We start from the raw sequence: 15,957 nt of genomic DNA, 5'->3' as shown, positions 1-15,957 counted from the left end.
ATCAACCTACGAAGGGATTTCGCCGTGCGCTGGCTCAGGATCGCCATAGGTTTCACTGTCAGCCTGCTGACCCTGCTCTGCATGCTCTCGGCCCAGGCCGCCACGCAAGGCAGTGGCTGGGCCGTATTGCTTGATGAACAGGCCGATCTGCAACTGAGCGACATTCGCTCCCCCCGCTACACCAATCAATTCAGCCCCATCGAACTGGACCGGATCACCGCAGCCGAGCCCAACAGTGCGTTGTGGATACGTTTCAAGCTGCAACCCGGCAAGCACGAGCAAGTGCTGCGGGTCTTCGCGCCAGACCTGGCGCACCTGAACCTGTACGTGCTGGACGGCGACACGCTGGTGGAGCAACTGAACTCCGGCACCCGCCAACCCCAGGCCGAACGCCCGCTGCCCAGCAGCGACTTCATGCTGCCCCTGCCGCAAATCCAGAAGCCTCTGGACGTCTACGTGCGCCTGGTCTCGGAACATGAACTGCGCCCTTACATCACCCTGGAACCGGCGGTCATTGCTGCCGCCAACCAGAATCAGGCGCTGGCGTATGGACTGCTCTTCGGCTGCCTGGTGATGCTGATCCTGCACAACTTAACCCGCTACGCCTACCATCGCTCACGTAGCAGTCTGTGGCTGGCGGCGTGCGAAGGGTTGTTGTTGCTCAGCCTGATGCTGTTGCTCAACCTGCTCGGCCCGTGGCTGCCGAACTGGCACGCGATTCAAACCCCCAGCGCCTACCTAGCCTTGCTGCTGACCGCACCGTGCGGGCTGATGTTCGCCTATCGCTTCTTCTCGCCGCTGGGGCCCCATCCGCTGAACAAGCTGCTGATGGGGGATATCCTGCTGATCATCCTCTGCGGGTTGTTGCTGCTGTTCGTCAACACCCTGCCGCTGAACATCATTACCTACGCGCTGGTGGCGCTGGCCGGCCTGAGCATGTTGTTCGTCTCGGCGTATCACTGGCAGAAAGGCTACCGGCCGGCGCGGCTGTTCATGCTTGCCATGGTGATTTTCAATATAGGCACGCTGATTATCCTGCCAGCATTGCTGGGCCTGACACTGGTGGCACCGCAAGGGTTGATCGTCACCCTGCTCGGTTTTATCTGTATCAGCGGCCTATTGATGAGCCTGGCCCTGGGCGAACGCCAACGCAGCATCGTCGAAGACCGCTTCAGCCTCAGTCGCGACCTGGCCGCCAGCAACGCGGAAATCGCCGCCAAGGCCGAGTTCCTGGCGAAAATCAGCCACGAAATCCGCACCCCCATGAACGGCGTGCTGGGCATGACCGAGCTGCTGCTGGGCACCCCCTTGTCGGTCAAGCAGCGCGACTATGTGCAGACCATCCACACCGCCGGCAACGAGCTGCTGACCCTGATCAACGAGATTCTCGACATATCCAAGCTCGAATCCGGGCAAATCGAACTGGATGACGTGCAGTTCGACCTCAACGCGCTGATCGAAGATTGCCTGAGTATCTTCCGTGCCAAGGCCGAACAGCAGAGCGTCGAGCTGATCAGCTTTATCCAGCCTCAGGTACCTCGGGTCGTCAGCGGCGATCCGACGCGCCTGCGCCAGGCGTTGTTGAGCCTGCTGGAAAACGCCCTGCACAAGACCGATGAAGGTGAAGTGCTGATCGTTGTCGCCCTGGATGAACGCAGCAGCAAACCGCGCCTGCGCATTGCCGTACAGGACAGCGGCCTGCCGATGGAGCCCGCCGAGCGCGACGCCCTGCTGCACAGCGAACTGCACAGCAAGAATTTCCTCTCTGCCACACGCTTGAGCGGCCACCTGGGCCTGGTTATCGCCCGTCAGTTGATCCTGTTGATGCACGGCGAGTTCGGTATCAAGAGTGGCAGCCAACAGGGCAGCACCTTGTGGCTGACCTTGCCGCTGGATCCGGAACGCCTGGAACACCCGACCTCGGACCTCGACGGCCCGCTCCAGGGCGCACGGGTACTGGTGGTAGACGACAACGACACCTGCCGCAAGGTGCTGGTGCAGCAATGCACGGCCTGGGGCCTGAATGTCAGCGCCGTACCGTCGGGTAAGGAAGCCCTGGCCCTGCTGCGCACCAAGGCGCACCTGCGAGACTACTTCGACGTGGTCCTGCTGGACCAGAACATGCCCGGCATGACCGGCATGCAGTTGGCGGCGAAGATCAAGGAAGACCCAAGCCTGAACCACGACATCCTGCTGATCATGCTCACCGGCATCAGCAATGCGCCGAGCAAGATCATCGCGCGCAACTGCGGGATCAAACGCATCCTGGCCAAGCCGGTGGCCGGCTATACCCTCAAGACCACCCTGGCCGACGAACTGACCCAGCGCAGCAAAGGCATCACCCAACCGCGCCAGGCGGCCCCGAGCGCACCGACAGCGGTGACGGTGCCCAGCGACTTCCGCATCCTGGTGGCCGAAGACAACAGCATCTCCACCAAGGTGATTCGCGGCATGCTCGGCAAGCTCAACCTGCAGCCGGACACGGCCAGCAACGGCGAAGAAGCGTTGCAAGCGATGAAGGCCCAGCGTTACGACCTAGTGCTGATGGACTGTGAGATGCCGATCCTCGACGGCTTCTCCGCCACCCAGCAATTGCGGGTTTGGGAAGTCAGCAACCAGCGCATCCGCACGCCGGTGGTGGCGCTTACGGCGCACATTCTTTCGGAACATAAAGAGCGTGCACGCCAGGCCGGGATGGACGGGCACATGGCCAAGCCGGTGGAGCTGTCGCAACTGCGCGAGCTGGTGGAGTACTGGGTGGCGCGGCGCGCACAACGGCCTGAGCACGTCCCTACGTCCTGAGGCCATTGGCCTGGCGAGTTTGTTTTTGTGGCGAGCGGGCTTGTCGGATCGCCACAGGACAAGCAGCCTTCATCGCGGGTAAACTCACGCTCGCCCCCTTCGTTGTGAGCTCCCACCATGCTCCACGTGTTGTTCAGTGTTTATTTGAAGATGCTGGTGCTGTACAGCCCCTTCTTCGTACTGTCCTGCTTTATCAGCCTGACCCGTGGTTACTCCAGCAAGGAGCGCCGGCGCCTGGCCTGGAAGGTGGGACTGGCGACCCTGGTGTCGAGTGTCCTGCTCTATCTGTTCGGGCGGGTGATTTTCAGCGTGTTCGGCATCACCGTGGATGCCTTTCGTATCGGCGCCGGCAGCGTGCTGTTCATCTCGGCCCTGGGTATGGCCCAGGGTAAATCAGCAGTGCAGACCGACAACGTGCAGCAGGACGTGACCATCGTCCCGCTGACCATCCCGCTGACGGTCGGCCCCGGCACTATCGGTGCGTTGCTGGTGATGGGTGTCAGCCAACCCCATTGGGATGACAAGATCACCGCCATCCTCAGCATTGCCCTGGCCAGCCTCACTGTGGGCGTGGTGCTTTACCTGTCCAACCGTATCGAAAGTATCCTCGGCGATCAGGGCTTGCAGATTGTCAGCCGGCTGATGGGTTTATTTGTATGCGCGCTGGCGGCGCAGATCATCTTTACCGGCGTGCGCGGTTATCTGGTGCCCTAGACTAATAACGGTACCGACCTTCTCTTCAACAAGAAGAGAAATGTCCTCGACAAGCAGTCGTTATAACCACGTTGAAAGCAGAATCGGCTTTCGTCGGACACTTGTTTTTCCGTCACTTCAGCGGCCCCATTGCGGGGCCGCTGTTGTTTCAGGAGAGCGGTTTTTCGCCATACCAGCGCGGCGTGTACACCCATTCGCCGCCACCCGCCCGTGGGAACGTGCATGTAGTGGACGAGCCAATCAGCACCATGGTGCGCATGTCCACCTGGTCCGGCGTCAGTTGCCCAAGGGTGGTGGTGCGCAGGGTCTGGCCCGGACGACCAATGTCGCGGCCCAACACCACAGGCGTCTCGGCCATACGATGCTGCGCGACGATCTCCAGGGCGCGGCCCAACTGCCAAGGCCGGGCACGGGAGATCGGGTTGTAGAACGCCAGGGCCAGGTCGGCCTGGGCTGCTAGGTCCAGGCGTTTCTCGATGATCGACCAAGGCTTGAGATTGTCCGACAGCGACATCACGCAGAAGTCATGCCCCAGCGGCGCACCCGCCTGAGCGGCCGTGGCCAGCGAGGCCGAAACGCCCGGCAGGATCTCCAGGTCGACACGCTGCCATGCCGGGTCGCTGGATTCGTGCAAGGCTTCCAGCACCGCAGCGGCCATGGCGAACACGCCGGGGTCGCCGGACGACACCACCACCACCGAACGCCCCTGGGCCGCCAGTTCAAAGGCATGGCGCGCGCGCTGCATTTCTTCACGGTTGTCGGTGCAGTGCTGGATCTGGTCGGCCCGAAACGGCCCGGCCATGCGCACGTAGGTTTCGTAGCCCAGCACATCGGTGCAGCGGGCCAGCTCGGCCTTGACCGCTGGCACCATCAGCTCGGCAGCGCCGGGGCCCAGGCCGATCACAGCCAAGCGGCCACGGGGACGGCCGATGAGCGACAGGTCCAAAGGTTCGTCGGCCACCGTGATGACGATGTCGGCATTCGTCACCACGTCGGCGAAGCGCAGTGGCACGGCAAGTTCCATCGCCGCTTCATGCAGTTCGGGATTGGCCATGTCGCTGTCACTGGCCAGCAGGCACGCCAGGGACTGCACGGCAATCCTGGCCTCTTGCAAGGCAACACGAATACGCGAAGCCAACCCCGTTCCCGGACGGCACGTTACCCACACACTCTTCGGATAGATCAGCAGCTCATTGGCCGCAGGCGCGCGCTCGGCACTGCCCACATGAATCGCCAGGTGCGCCTGCTGATCCTGCACCAGGTTAGCCTGGTCCAGCCAGGGCGCCACGCCTTCGATGCGTACGCTTTCACCGGCCAGTAGGTCAGAGACAAAACGCTTGCCCAATTCGAGATCAGCGAGCTGATAGCCGCTGGGCGGATTGAGCAGGCACGTACCAAAACGCAGTTCACCACTGGTGGTGATCGCAGCGGCAACCCCCAATGCCGCAGCGATTTCCCGCGCCAGCCCATTCACCCCGCCCAGGCCGCCGAGCAGCGGCACGACGGCGCTGCCATCCTCGGCCACGGCCAGCACCGCCGGTTCCTCGCCTTTTTCCAGCAGCAACGGCGCCAGGGTGCGGATGACAATCCCAGCGGCGCACAGGGCGATAATGGGCGTGCCCTGCTGGTAGAGCTGGCGCAGCGTAGCGCCGAATTCGCTGTACAACCGGTCGGCGCCATCAACCCGCTCGGCCAGGCCGTGGATCAACGCGTCAGGGTACAACTTCTGAATGTTACGAGCAGTGGCGAGGCTGCCATTGCCCAGAATGACAATCGCGGGCGCGGGACGAGTCATCAGCCTTGCCACCTTTCACCGGGAACGATGATCAACGAGAAGTACGGCGAAGACATCGGTTCGACCTGATCCAGGGCGACGATTTTCTGGTTGGCCATGGTCGCACGCTCGACATACAGCGCCCGCCCGGCCAGACCCAACTCTTCCAGCACCTGACGCACCTTGGTGAAGTTGCGCCCCAGCTTCATGATCACCGCCGCATCGGCATCCGCCAGGCGACGCTTGAGTTCGTCATGGGGCAACACGCCAGAGAGCACTGAGAGGCTCTGATTGCGATACACCAGCGGCGCGCCGAGCACCGACGCACCACCGAGCATCGAGCACACGCCCGGGACGACCTGGGCGTCGTAGCGCTCGGCAAGGCGGTCGTGCAAATACATGTAGGAGCCGTAGAAGAACGGGTCGCCTTCACAGATCACTGCCACGTCGCGCCCCGCATCCAGGTGCGCGGCTACCTTAACGCTGGCGTCGTCATAGAAGTCGCTGATCACTTGCTCATAGGACAACGGTGCAGGCAAGGCTTCGGTGGTCACGGGATAAACCAGCGGCATCAGGGTCTGCTCAGCTACCAGATGCTCTTCGATAATGCCGAAGGCGTTGCCCTTCTTGCCCTTGGCGACGAAGTACGCCACCACCGGCGATTCGCGCAACAGGCGCAGGGCCTTGAGGGTAATTAGCTCCGGATCACCGGGGCCAACGCCCAGGCCAATCAAACGTCCGCGTGCCTGCATTATTCGATCTCCGTGGCCAGGGCGTTGACGGCAGCAGCCGCCATGGCGCTGCCGCCCAGACGGCCTTGCATGATCACAAACGGCACGCCACGACTGTCAGCGGCAAGCATGGCCTTGGACTCAGCGGCGCCGACAAATCCCACCGGAAAACCGAGGATCAGCGCAGGCTTTGGCGCACCCGCGTCGAGCATTTCCAGCAGGTAGAACAAGGCGGTGGGCGCATTGCCAATCACCACCACGCTGCCTTCCAGATGCGGGCGCCACAGTTCAAGGGCGGCGGCGGAGCGGGTGTTGCCCAGTTCCTGCGCCAGGGCCGCTACGCTGTCATCGCGCAGGGTGCAGATCACCTGATTGTTGGCCGGCAGGCGGGTACGGGTCACGCCTTCGGACACCATCCGCGCATCACACAAGATCGGCGCACCCGCGGCCAGGGCTTCGCGGCCAGCCTTGCCGGCACCTTCAGAGAACTGCAAACCGTCGATGGCCTCGACCATGCCGCAGGCATGAATCACCCGCACGGCCAGTTTTTCCAGGTCGGCCGGGATGCGATCCAACTTGGCCTCTGCGCGAATGATCGCAAAGGAGTTGCGATAGATCTCCTGACCGTCGCGGATGTAATCAATCATCGGTGTTGCTCCGTGGGCGGGCGCGCAGCAGGGCGCCCGTCGCTTCAATAGAAAGAGTGCGCGCGTGCAGGCGGCCGAAACCCGGCTGGCCTGCTTCGCGAAAATAGAGGTCGTAATGACCGGGGCTTACCGCCAGCAACGTGACCGGCGCGGTGTGGGCAGCAGCGCAGGAGCGTGGGCAGCCTGACAAGTGAACATTCAGCACGTGACCACTGGTTTGCAGCAGCGTCGCCAGGTACAGGGCGTCGGCCTTGGTGTCGGCCAGGCCTTTGCCACAGCCGCTGGAGCCAGTACAGGCGATCATCCGCGCCAGGGCCAGGTCTGCCGAACAGAGGAAGCCCAGTTGCGCCAGGCTCTCGCTGACGACAGCGGCATCTTGTGCCCGCAAATTGGGCAGCAGCACGCCTTGCCACGGGGTAAGACGCAGGCTGCCATCGCCATAGGCAGCGGCCAACTGCGCGGCGCCCTGGAGCATATTCGAATCCAGGCGCCCCAAAGGTGCGACAGCGACGACATGGACCCGGTTTTTTTGACGCTGTGGATAAGTTCCCACGTGCAGCGCTGCCTGGCCGAGGCGGCGGGAAAAGCCGTCGACAGCCCGCAAAGGCATACTCAAACGCGTCGCCAGTTGCCCCATGAAGTTATCCACAGGCGTTTCGGCCAACAGGTGACGCATGCGGATCTGTTCGGGGCGGGCCAGGTCGAGAAACAGCTCCAACACCGCCACCACAAGTGCATGCCCTTGGGCCAGCGGTACGGCGGCCAGTGGCGCATCATGGCCAGGGCAACCAGCCAGACCGAAGGCCAGCAGCGTCTGACCGTCAACGTTCCAGGCCGACAACCACAGGTCATGGTGGTGTTCGAGCATTGCCAGCGCTTCGCCGCCGTCCAGTTGCACGGCGAACTTGGCCGACAACTCATGCAAACGCGGGTGGGTTTGCAGGGTGGCAAGTATCTGGTCCGCCAAGGGCCGGGTGTCGAACAGCATGTCCCGGTCGATGCCAGCGCTGGGGCTGAGCATCACGTTGCGCACATCATCACCGGCGGCGGTGGTCGGTCCCAGGCCAGCGGCCAGCAGACAGGCGATCAGCGCGTCGTGTTCGGCGCCGATCCCGCGAATCTGCAAGTTGGCGCGGTTGGTTGCCTCGATCACTCCACCGGCATAGGTCCGGGCCGCGTCCGCCACGGCCACCGCCTGTTCGGCGCGAATAGTACCGCCCGCCAACTTGATCCGGCAGATCCCGCCATCCAGTGCCTGGACAATACGCAGCAGCCCCGGACAAGCCGAGGGGCGTAGGGTGCTGGACAGTGGGAATGGCTTCACGGGGCTACTCAACGGGCTACCGGTTCACAGGTAAAGGCGCGGTATTATGCCTGCTTTGTCCGACAGCATGAAAAGCCTGCCCGTCGGATGTCGTTCAAGGAATCAATATGTCGCCCTGGCTGACGGTAGTAGGCATCGGTGAAGACGGCTTCAAAGGCCTGGGCAGGAATGCCCGGCACGCTCTGCTGCACGCCTCCAGGATCATTGGCGGCCAGCGCCAGCTGGACTTGTTACCGGCGTGCATTCGCAGTGAACGAGAGCTGTGGCCCAGCCCGTTTTCCCTCGAACCGCTGTTGGCCCGGCGTGGTGAACCGGTGTGTGTGCTGGCCAGCGGTGACCCGATGTTTTACGGCGTCGGCGCCAGTCTGGCACGGCAAGTGGCGGCCAATGAGCTGCTGATCCTGCCGGCGCCCTCCTCTGTTTCGCTGGCGGCGGCGCGCCTGGGTTGGCCGTTGCAGGATGTGCTGACGTTGTCGGTGGTCGCCCGCCCGTTGGCTGCGCTCAATGCCCAGCTGTCCAGCGGAGTGCGCTTACTGGTGCTGAGCAACGACGGCCAGAGCCCGGCGGCCATCGCGGCCTTGTTGTGTTCAAGTGGTTTCGGCCCGAGTCGTTTAAGTGTGTTCGAGCACCTGGGTGGCGCGGATGAACGTCGCATCGACGGCATTGCCGAGGATTGGCAAGACTCGCCGTTTGCCGCGTTGAACCTGGTAGCCATCGACTGCCTGGCTGCACCGGGTACGGCACGTCTGTCACGGTTGGCTGGGTTGCCAGACGCCGCTTTCAGGCACGACGGCCAACTGACCAAGCGCGACGTGCGCGCCATGACCCTGGCTCGTCTCGCGCCCACTCCCGGCGAACTGCTGTGGGACGTCGGCGCCGGCAGCGGCTCCATCGGCATCGAATGGATGCGCACACACCCCAGCTGTCGGGCGCTGGCCATCGAAGCAAACGAAGGCCGTCAACTTTTGATCGAACATAACCGCGATGCCCTCGGCGTGCCGGGCCTGCAATTGATTCGCGGCAGCGCGCCTCAAGCCCTCGAAGGCCTTGAAGCACCCGACGCCATCTTCATCGGCGGCGGCGTGACCCGCGCCGGCGTGCTGGACACCTGCTGGCAACACCTGCGCCCCGGTGGCCGGCTTGTCGCCAACGCCGTCACCCTGCAAAGCGAAATGACCCTGATGGCCTGGCGCGAACAACACGGCGGTGAACTGACCCGCATCCATGTTGCCCAGGCCCAGCCTTTGGGTGACTTCGACACATGGCGCCAGGCACTGCCGATCACCTTGCTGGAAGTGATCAAACCACAATGAAGCGCATCCTCCTGCTGGGCGGCGTCACTGAAGCCCTGGCCATCGCTCGCACCCTCGGCCCGCAGCATATCTACAGCCTGGCCGGCATCGGCCGGGTGCCCACCGACCTCACCTGCCAGGTTCGCGTCGGCGGCTACGGTGGCGCTGAAGGCCTGGCGCAATTTATCCGCGACCAAGGCATCGACCTGCTGCTGGACGCAACCCATCCCTACGCCGCGCAGATCAGCCAGAACGCTGCTCGTGCGGCGCAACTGTGTGCCATTCCCTGCTGGGCCTTGCGCCGCCCGGCGTGGCAGCCGCAGGCCGGTGATGACTGGAGGGAAGTCGGCGACTGGGCCGAGCTGATCGTCGCGCTGAAGCCCTTCAAGCGCCCACTGTTCACCCTGGGCCGCGAACCGCTGCAACACCTCGACGAAATCCCCGCCGAGCAGTTCTGGACCTTGCGGGCGCTGGATAGGTATCCCGGCAACGAACGCTGCGAAGTGATCGGCGCACGGGGGCCGTTTTTGATCGAGGCTGAGCGGGCCTTGTTCGAACGCAGGCAGATTGATGTGCTGATCAGCAAGAACAGCGGCAGCAGTGCGACCGAACCGAAGCTGGAAGTGGCGCGCGAGCGTGGGGTGCCGGTGTTGGTGTTGAAGCGGCCGGTGTTGGTGGGGGTGGATCGGGAGTTTTTGTCGCTGGAAGAAACACTCGCTGCGTTGGAAAACTTCGCCCGATAAGTCAGGATCATTCGCTTGCTTGAGTAGTAACCTATTTGTTACCTTCAGGGTCGCCAATGATCGAGATCGAAGAATACCAACGTGAAAACCAGATCAGCCCGTTCGGTCAATGGTTCTCTTTCTTGAGTGTGCAGGCGGCACTTAAGGTTTCAAACGCATTGGTTTGGCTTGAAATGGGCAATACCAGCAATATCAAATGGTTCGATGGGCTCGGTGAATACCGCATTAACTGGGGGCCGGGTTACCGGATTTATCTGATACAGGAAGGCCATCGGCTGATCATCCTGTTTGGTGGTGGCGACAAGTCCAGCCAAAAAAGAGATATCAAAGCAGCAAAGTCGCTGATCAACGAGTATCAGCGTTGCAAAAAATCGGAACACCAGAGGTAGCCGACATGGCGCTCACCCGCAGTTATAAACACACCATTGCCGAACGCGCGCAGCGTGATCCTGAATTTGCCCAAGCTCTTCTGGATGAGGCTGCTACGCTATTTCTCAACGGCGAACCAGAAATCTCGCGCGTGATCCTGCGTGATTTGGTCAATGCCACAGTTGGCTTCGAAGGCTTGGCGAAAGAGACAGCAAAACCCAGTAAAAGCCTTCATCGCATGCTTTCAGCCAAAGGCAATCCAAGCATGGACAATCTGGCTGCGATATTCGCAGTGGTCAGGAAGGCGCTAGGCGTCGATATGCAAGTTCATGGAGTGCCTGCGGCCTAGCCTGATAGCCATGCGACACCAAACCGCACACCCGGTTTTTACTTATCCACCCCGATCAGGCTAAATACCCATCTGATCGTTTAAACCCTACGGATTGTCCGCCATGGCCCGTCAACGCTTTGCATTTGCCTGGATCGCCTGTTTTGCAGTGCTGTTCAATGCGTTTGCCATGCCGATGGCCGGGGCGATGCAGCAAGCCAAGAGCCCTGGCGAACAATTGCTGTGGGGCAGCTTCTGCTCCTCAAGCGGTACCAAGCTGGTGGCGATTTCCCTGGGAACGCTGGAGCAAGAAGCGCCGCAGCAGGACGACCACTCCACCATGCAGCATTGCTGGTACTGTTCGGGCTCGGCGCCGTTGGTGGCGCTGCCGGGGCATGTGCCGCAGTTGTATGTCACTCGATTCGACGCCGCGCAGAGCCTGCCGCTGTCGTCCCTGCAATTCCCCACGCCGCGCCAGCAATGGCCAAGCCTTAATCCCCGCGCCTCTCCGACGGTCTGATCACTTCGCAATTGACCTGCGTTTTGAACCGTTCTGGAGAACTGCCATGCTTAAATCTTCCCTGCTCCTGGCTGCGTTGTTGCTGCCGGTGTGTGCCGCCAATGCCGATGACTACAAGGCCGGCGACCTTCTTGTGAGCGATCCCTGGTCACAGGAACTGCCACCCAACGCGCCGACTGTCGCGGCGTATTTTGTGATTCATAACCAGGGCGACAAACCTGATCGCCTGCTCAGCGTCGACACGCCAGTGGCGGCCAAGGCCGAACTGCATGAGCATGTGATGCAGGGCGACTTGATGAAAATGCAGTTGGTGCCCAGCGTCGCCGTTCCGGCGGGAGGGGATCTGACGTTCGCCCCCATGGCCTACCACGTGATGCTGCTGGGCCTGAAGGACCGCAGTGTCTTGCAAGACGGCAAGCATTTCCCGCTGACCCTGAACTTCGAAAACGCAGGGCCGGTAAACGTACAAGTGTCGGTGCAAAAAGTGCCGCCGATGGCCGCCCACGAGCACATGCACGCCCAGTAACCACCCAAGGCCTACGCCATATGGGTGCTCCGCACAGCAGGTTGTCCACCAAGCCCGTAAGCCTTGCTCGCGGCAGTTGGATCAGCCTGTTTGCCATGCTGATGATCTTTATCGGACCGCTGATTTCCCAAGCGATGCCGATGGATCATCACGCCGGCATGTCCATGCCGATGAGCATGGACGCCAGTTGCCATGGCGAACCTCAACACTCGCCCGAACACGGTAAGCCTCCCACTGCCGACCCTGTACTGTGGGAAAAATGCGGCTATTGCAGCCTACTGTTCAGTTGCCCGGCCCTGCCTGGCAGCGTGTCCTTCGTCGCCCTCGGCGCCCCGCCCCCCGCTAACGCCATCACCCCTTCCCCGCGCCTGGGCCATGCCCGGCAGAGCATTTTCCCCGGCGCCCGCAGCCGCGCACCGCCCATCGCCTCGTAAACACCCACACCCTAAAACCACGCCCGGCCGACTTTAGACAGACAGCCGCAGGCTGCTGGCCGTGTTGTTTACGATTGATAGATGGAATTTTTTATGTCCAGGTTTTCTGCTGACACCCGTATGGGATGTACCCCCGTTCTTGCCGTTCTGTGTGGCGCACTGCTGGCGCCACAGGCTCACGCCGACGACCACGCCGAGCACAACAATGAGCTGAGCCCGACGGTAATCACCGCCATCGCCCCCAGCTCACCGCTGACGATCATCACCAACCCCAAGGACCCACGCCAACCGGTGCCGGCCAGTGATGGCGGTGACTATCTCAAGACCATCCCCGGCTTCGCCCTGGTGCGCAACGGCGGCACCAACGGCGACCCGGTACTGCGAGGCATGTTCGGCTCGCGCCTGAATATCCTCACCAACGGCAGCATGATGCTCGGCGCCTGCCCTGGGCGAATGGATGCGCCGACCTCCTACATCTCCCCGGAAACCTACGACAAGCTGACGGTAATCAAAGGCCCGCAAACCGTACTCTGGGGCCCCGGCGCCTCGGCGGGCACGGTGCTGTTCGACCGCGAGCCGGAGCAGTTCGGCGAGTTGGGCACGCGGGTCAACGCCAGTGTGCTGGCCGGTTCCAACGGGCGTTTCGATAAAGTCATCGACGCTGCCGCCGGCGGCTCTTTGGGCTATGTCCGGGTGATCGGTAACCAGGCCCACGCCGACGACTACAAGGACGGCAACAACGACACCGTCGCCTCGCGCTACGACAAGTGGAACGGTGACGTCGCCCTCGGCTGGACCCCGGACGCCGACACCCTGCTGGAGTTGACCGCCGGCCGTGGCGATGGCGAAGCTCGCTACGCCGGGCGCGGCATGGACGGCTCGCAATTCCTGCGCGAAAGCCTGGGCCTGCGCTTCGAGAAATCCAACATCGGCGAGGTGCTGGACAAGGTCGAGGCCCAGGTCTACTACAACTACGCCGACCATGTGATGGACAACTACAGCCTGCGCACCCCGTCGGGCACCGGGATGATGGCAGGTCCCATGGCTTCCAACGTCGACCGCCGCACCCTCGGCGCGCGGATCAAGGCCACCTGGCGATGGGCTGATGTGCAACTGATCAGCGGCATAGACGCGCAGACCAACGAACATCGCCAGCGCAGCGGCATGGGTATCGATACCTACAAGGGCGTGCCGCGCAACAAGGACGCCGACTTCCACAACTACGGCGTGTTCGGCGAGCTGACCTGGTACGCCGCCGACAATGACCGCTTGATCACCGGCGCCCGCCTGGACCGCGCCTCGGCCAAGGATTTTCGCCAGAGCACCGGCTCCGGGATGACGGCTCGGGCCAATCCCACCGCCAACAACACCCGCGCCGACACGCTGCCTTCCGGCTTCGTGCGTTATGAACACGACCTGGCCGACAGCCCTACCACGCTGTACGCAGGCCTCGGCCACGCTGAACGTTTCCCCGATTACTGGGAGTTATTTTCCCCAAAATCAGGACCATCGGGCTCGGTGAATGCCTTCGACGCGGTCAAACCGGAAAAAACCACCCAGCTGGACTTCGGCCTGCAATACAAAACCGCTGATCTGGAGGCCTGGGCTTCGGGCTATGTCGGCCAGGTGCGCGACTATATTTTGTTCAATTACACCCCAGGGATGATGGGCACTACTTCCCAGGCACAGAACATCGATGCACGAATCATGGGCGGCGAATTGGGCGTGGCGTACAAACTCACCTCCAACTGGAAAGCCGACGCCACTCTCGCCTATGCCTGGGGAAAAAACAGCAGCGACGGCAAGGCCCTGCCGCAAATGCCACCGCTGGATGCCCGCTTCGGCCTGACCTACAGCGAGGACAACTGGAGCGCCGGCGCTCTGTGGCGAGTAGTCGCGGAGCAAAACCGCATCGACCAGAACAAGGGCAACGTGGTCGGCAAGGACTTCGACAAGAGTTCGGGCTTTGGCGTGGTCTCCCTGAACGCGGCGTATCGCATCAATAAAAACTTCAAGGTCAGCACCGGCGTCGACAATCTGTTCGGCAAAGCCTACGCCGAGCACCTGAACCTGGCCGGCAACGCCGGGTTCGGCTACCCAGCCAATGACCCGCAAGCCATCAACGAACCGGGGCGCACGCTCTGGACCAAGGTGGATATGAGTTTCTGACAGCGAACACTACTGTTGTGGCGAGCCTGCTTGCCACAACAAATAATTTGATCGGCCAGATAAATAACAAGCCTTGCGGAGCAACCCCTGATGAACCCTCCAAAGATTTCCTTCTACAACCTGGCCTGGCGCTGGCATTTCTACGCCGGGCTGTTTGTCGCCCCCTTCATGGTGCTGCTGGCTGTAACCGGCATCATCTACCTGTTCAAACCCCAGCTCGACCCACTGATGTATGGCGACTTGCTCAAGGTGCAAAGCGCCGAGTATGTACTGAGCGCCGATGAACAACTGCAACGAGCCAAGGCGGCCTATCCCCAGGGCACCATCAGCAAATATCTGCCGCCGGTAGACGCCACCAGCAGCGCGCAATTTGTCGTGCTCAACGAAGGTCACGAGGTGACGGTATTCGTCGACCCTTATCGCGGGACAGTGCTGGGCGAGCAGGACGCGAAAAGCAACCTGCAAGCCATCGCCCGCGCGCTTCACGGCGAGCTGATGATCGGCACCGTGGGCGACCGCCTGGTAGAGCTGGCGGCCGGTTGGGGCGTGATGCTGGTGGTCTCGGGCCTGTACCTGTGGTGGCCGCACGGCAAATCGCCGGCCGGGATCTTGTGGCCACGTTTGGGCAGTCGCGGACGGCTGTTCTGGCGCGACTTGCATGCAGTCACCGGTTTCTGGGGCGCAGCGTTTTTGCTGGTGATGATCCTTAGCGGCATGACCTGGACCGGCTTCTGGGGCAAGCAATACGCCGACCTGTGGAACCGCTTCCCGGCGGCGATGTGGAACAACGTGCCGCAGTCCGACCAACAAGCGCGCATCCTCAATACCGCCACACAACAGACCGTGCCCTGGGCCATGGAAAACACGCCGATGCCGATGTCCGGCGATCATGCCGAACACATGAACCACGCTGGCATGAGCACCGGCCCGGCAGCGCCAAGCCTGCGTCTGCAACAGCTCGTGGACCTGGCCACCGCCCGCAAGGTTGAACCGGGCTACAGCATCACCTTCCCCACCACCGCCGAGGGCGTATTCACCATCGCGGTGTTCGCCAACGACCCGCGCAACGACGCCACCCTGCATGTCGACCAATACACCGGCAAGGTCCTGGCCGATGTGCGCTGGGAACACTACAACACCGTAGCTCGGGCCACTGAAACCGCAGTGATGCTCCACGAAGGCAAGATGTTCGGCGTGGTCAATCAGATTCTGGTGCTGCTGGTCTGCCTGATGATTCTGCTGAGTGCGGTCAGCGGCGTAGTGATCTGGTGGAAGCGCCGGCCACAGGGCGGCCTCGGGGTTCCGCCGTTGCGCCATGACCTGCCGAAGTGGAAAACCGCCATGGTGATCATGCTGGGCCTGGCGATTATCTTTCCCCTGGTGGGGGCGTCTCTGATCGTGGTCTGGGTATTGGATCGCCTGGTGCTGGCGCGCTTTTTTGCGCCAGAGTGAATCTGCTTCACCTTCGCCATGAAGCAGTCGAGACGCCCTACATAGAAGCACTGTGTAGTCTTACGCAGGCTTTCGCCCCCTACGCAACAAGTGTTAACTTATAACACTTGCTGCGTGATCTCCGCTCGCCAA

Annotated in this window: 15 protein-coding genes; 11 read left to right on the top strand and 4 right to left on the bottom strand. The window is 62.1% G+C overall.

Annotation, left to right across the window (positions count from 1 at the left end; all coding sequences use genetic code 11):
* The first annotated feature begins 24 nt into the window (after positions 1-24).
* Both AAEZ06_RS20485 and tspR read left to right on the top strand, forming a co-directional pair.
* Positions 25-2,802, top strand: coding sequence for a hybrid sensor histidine kinase/response regulator (locus tag AAEZ06_RS20485; protein ID WP_350615921.1), 2,778 nt, complete (start codon positions 25-27; stop codon positions 2,800-2,802).
* 117 nt (positions 2,803-2,919) lie between these two features.
* The gene (gene tspR / locus AAEZ06_RS20480; protein ID WP_149411087.1) at positions 2,920-3,516 is read left to right on the top strand and encodes a type III secretion system genes modulator TspR; all 597 of its coding nucleotides are present in this window, start codon (positions 2,920-2,922) and stop codon (positions 3,514-3,516) included.
* Between the two features lie 148 nt (positions 3,517-3,664).
* On the opposite strand, the gene cobJ is transcribed toward tspR, so the two are convergent.
* Genes cobJ through cobG form a run of 4 tightly spaced genes read right to left on the bottom strand, consistent with a single transcriptional unit; the run spans position 3,665 to position 7,977 of the window.
* Positions 3,665-5,311, bottom strand: a complete 1,647-nt coding sequence (gene cobJ / locus AAEZ06_RS20475; RefSeq protein WP_149411088.1) for a precorrin-3B C(17)-methyltransferase — start codon at positions 5,309-5,311, stop codon at positions 3,665-3,667.
* On the bottom strand, positions 5,311-6,042 hold the full coding sequence (locus AAEZ06_RS20470) for a precorrin-2 C(20)-methyltransferase (RefSeq protein ID WP_133101497.1): 732 nt from the start codon (positions 6,040-6,042) through the stop codon (positions 5,311-5,313). The genes cobJ and AAEZ06_RS20470 overlap by 1 nt, the downstream gene beginning before the upstream one ends.
* Entirely contained in the window at positions 6,042-6,668 is a 627-nt protein-coding gene (locus AAEZ06_RS20465; RefSeq protein ID WP_149411090.1) for a precorrin-8X methylmutase, read from the bottom strand. The genes AAEZ06_RS20470 and AAEZ06_RS20465 overlap by 1 nt, the downstream gene beginning before the upstream one ends.
* Positions 6,661-7,977: a precorrin-3B synthase gene (cobG, locus tag AAEZ06_RS20460; RefSeq protein ID WP_350615980.1), complete on the bottom strand. Its 1,317-nt coding sequence runs from the start codon at positions 7,975-7,977 to the stop codon at positions 6,661-6,663. Before cobG ends, AAEZ06_RS20465 begins: the two co-directional genes overlap by 8 nt.
* A 122-nt stretch (positions 7,978-8,099) precedes the next feature.
* Here cobG and cbiE point away from each other — a divergent pair, with 122 nt between their 5' ends.
* The 9 genes from cbiE to AAEZ06_RS20415 all read left to right on the top strand — a co-directional run bounded on the left by cbiE (position 8,100) and on the right by AAEZ06_RS20415 (position 15,825).
* The gene (cbiE, locus tag AAEZ06_RS20455) at positions 8,100-9,305 is read left to right on the top strand and encodes a precorrin-6y C5,15-methyltransferase (decarboxylating) subunit CbiE (RefSeq protein ID WP_149411091.1); all 1,206 of its coding nucleotides are present in this window, start codon (positions 8,100-8,102) and stop codon (positions 9,303-9,305) included.
* Positions 9,302-10,027 carry a cobalt-precorrin-6A reductase gene (locus tag AAEZ06_RS20450; RefSeq protein ID WP_350615917.1) on the top strand — a complete coding sequence of 242 codons (726 nt, stop codon included), beginning with the start codon at positions 9,302-9,304 and terminating at the stop codon, positions 10,025-10,027. Before cbiE ends, AAEZ06_RS20450 begins: the two co-directional genes overlap by 4 nt.
* A 56-nt stretch (positions 10,028-10,083) precedes the next feature.
* A complete protein-coding gene (locus AAEZ06_RS20445) occupies positions 10,084-10,416 on the top strand; it encodes a type II toxin-antitoxin system RelE/ParE family toxin (protein ID WP_149411093.1) in 333 nt (110 codons plus the stop codon).
* 5 nt (positions 10,417-10,421) lie between these two features.
* The gene (locus tag AAEZ06_RS20440; RefSeq protein WP_149411094.1) at positions 10,422-10,745 is read left to right on the top strand and encodes a helix-turn-helix domain-containing transcriptional regulator; all 324 of its coding nucleotides are present in this window, start codon (positions 10,422-10,424) and stop codon (positions 10,743-10,745) included.
* A gap of 103 nt (positions 10,746-10,848) precedes the next feature.
* A complete protein-coding gene (locus AAEZ06_RS20435) occupies positions 10,849-11,244 on the top strand; it encodes a DUF2946 domain-containing protein (protein ID WP_350615914.1) in 396 nt (131 codons plus the stop codon).
* A 46-nt stretch (positions 11,245-11,290) separates the two neighbouring features.
* Positions 11,291-11,770 carry a copper chaperone PCu(A)C gene (locus AAEZ06_RS20430; protein ID WP_149411096.1) on the top strand — a complete coding sequence of 160 codons (480 nt, stop codon included), beginning with the start codon at positions 11,291-11,293 and terminating at the stop codon, positions 11,768-11,770.
* 20 nt (positions 11,771-11,790) lie between these two features.
* Positions 11,791-12,204: a DUF2946 domain-containing protein gene (locus tag AAEZ06_RS20425; RefSeq protein ID WP_149411097.1), complete on the top strand. Its 414-nt coding sequence runs from the start codon at positions 11,791-11,793 to the stop codon at positions 12,202-12,204.
* A 93-nt stretch (positions 12,205-12,297) separates the two neighbouring features.
* Positions 12,298-14,373 carry a TonB-dependent copper receptor gene (locus AAEZ06_RS20420; RefSeq protein WP_350615911.1) on the top strand — a complete coding sequence of 692 codons (2,076 nt, stop codon included), beginning with the start codon at positions 12,298-12,300 and terminating at the stop codon, positions 14,371-14,373.
* Between the two features lie 90 nt (positions 14,374-14,463).
* Positions 14,464-15,825, top strand: coding sequence for a PepSY-associated TM helix domain-containing protein (locus AAEZ06_RS20415; RefSeq protein WP_502948045.1), 1,362 nt, complete (start codon positions 14,464-14,466; stop codon positions 15,823-15,825).
* Positions 15,826-15,957 lie beyond the last annotated feature (132 nt).

Source organism: Pseudomonas sp. HY7a-MNA-CIBAN-0227 (genome assembly GCF_040310325.1).
Lineage (GTDB): Bacteria > Pseudomonadota > Gammaproteobacteria > Pseudomonadales > Pseudomonadaceae > Aquipseudomonas.
This window is presented reverse-complemented; position numbering and strand designations above follow the sequence as displayed.

Excerpts from the sequence above, each read along its gene's own strand:
- tspR (WP_149411087.1), top strand. The coding sequence starts at position 2,920 with ATGCTCCACGTGTTGTTCAGTGTTTATTTGAAGATGCTGGTGCTGTAC.
- cobJ (WP_149411088.1), bottom strand. The coding sequence starts at position 5,311 with ATGACTCGTCCCGCGCCCGCGATTGTCATTCTGGGCAATGGCAGCCTC.
- AAEZ06_RS20470 (WP_133101497.1), bottom strand. The coding sequence starts at position 6,042 with ATGCAGGCACGCGGACGTTTGATTGGCCTGGGCGTTGGCCCCGGTGAT.
- AAEZ06_RS20465 (WP_149411090.1), bottom strand. The coding sequence starts at position 6,668 with ATGATTGATTACATCCGCGACGGTCAGGAGATCTATCGCAACTCCTTT.
- cbiE (WP_149411091.1), top strand. The coding sequence starts at position 8,100 with ATGTCGCCCTGGCTGACGGTAGTAGGCATCGGTGAAGACGGCTTCAAA.
- AAEZ06_RS20450 (WP_350615917.1), top strand. The coding sequence starts at position 9,302 with ATGAAGCGCATCCTCCTGCTGGGCGGCGTCACTGAAGCCCTGGCCATC.
- AAEZ06_RS20445 (WP_149411093.1), top strand. The coding sequence starts at position 10,084 with ATGATCGAGATCGAAGAATACCAACGTGAAAACCAGATCAGCCCGTTC.
- AAEZ06_RS20440 (WP_149411094.1), top strand. The coding sequence starts at position 10,422 with ATGGCGCTCACCCGCAGTTATAAACACACCATTGCCGAACGCGCGCAG.
- AAEZ06_RS20435 (WP_350615914.1), top strand. The coding sequence starts at position 10,849 with ATGGCCCGTCAACGCTTTGCATTTGCCTGGATCGCCTGTTTTGCAGTG.
- AAEZ06_RS20430 (WP_149411096.1), top strand. The coding sequence starts at position 11,291 with ATGCTTAAATCTTCCCTGCTCCTGGCTGCGTTGTTGCTGCCGGTGTGT.
- AAEZ06_RS20425 (WP_149411097.1), top strand. The coding sequence starts at position 11,791 with ATGGGTGCTCCGCACAGCAGGTTGTCCACCAAGCCCGTAAGCCTTGCT.
- AAEZ06_RS20420 (WP_350615911.1), top strand. The coding sequence starts at position 12,298 with ATGTCCAGGTTTTCTGCTGACACCCGTATGGGATGTACCCCCGTTCTT.
- AAEZ06_RS20415 (WP_502948045.1), top strand. The coding sequence starts at position 14,464 with ATGAACCCTCCAAAGATTTCCTTCTACAACCTGGCCTGGCGCTGGCAT.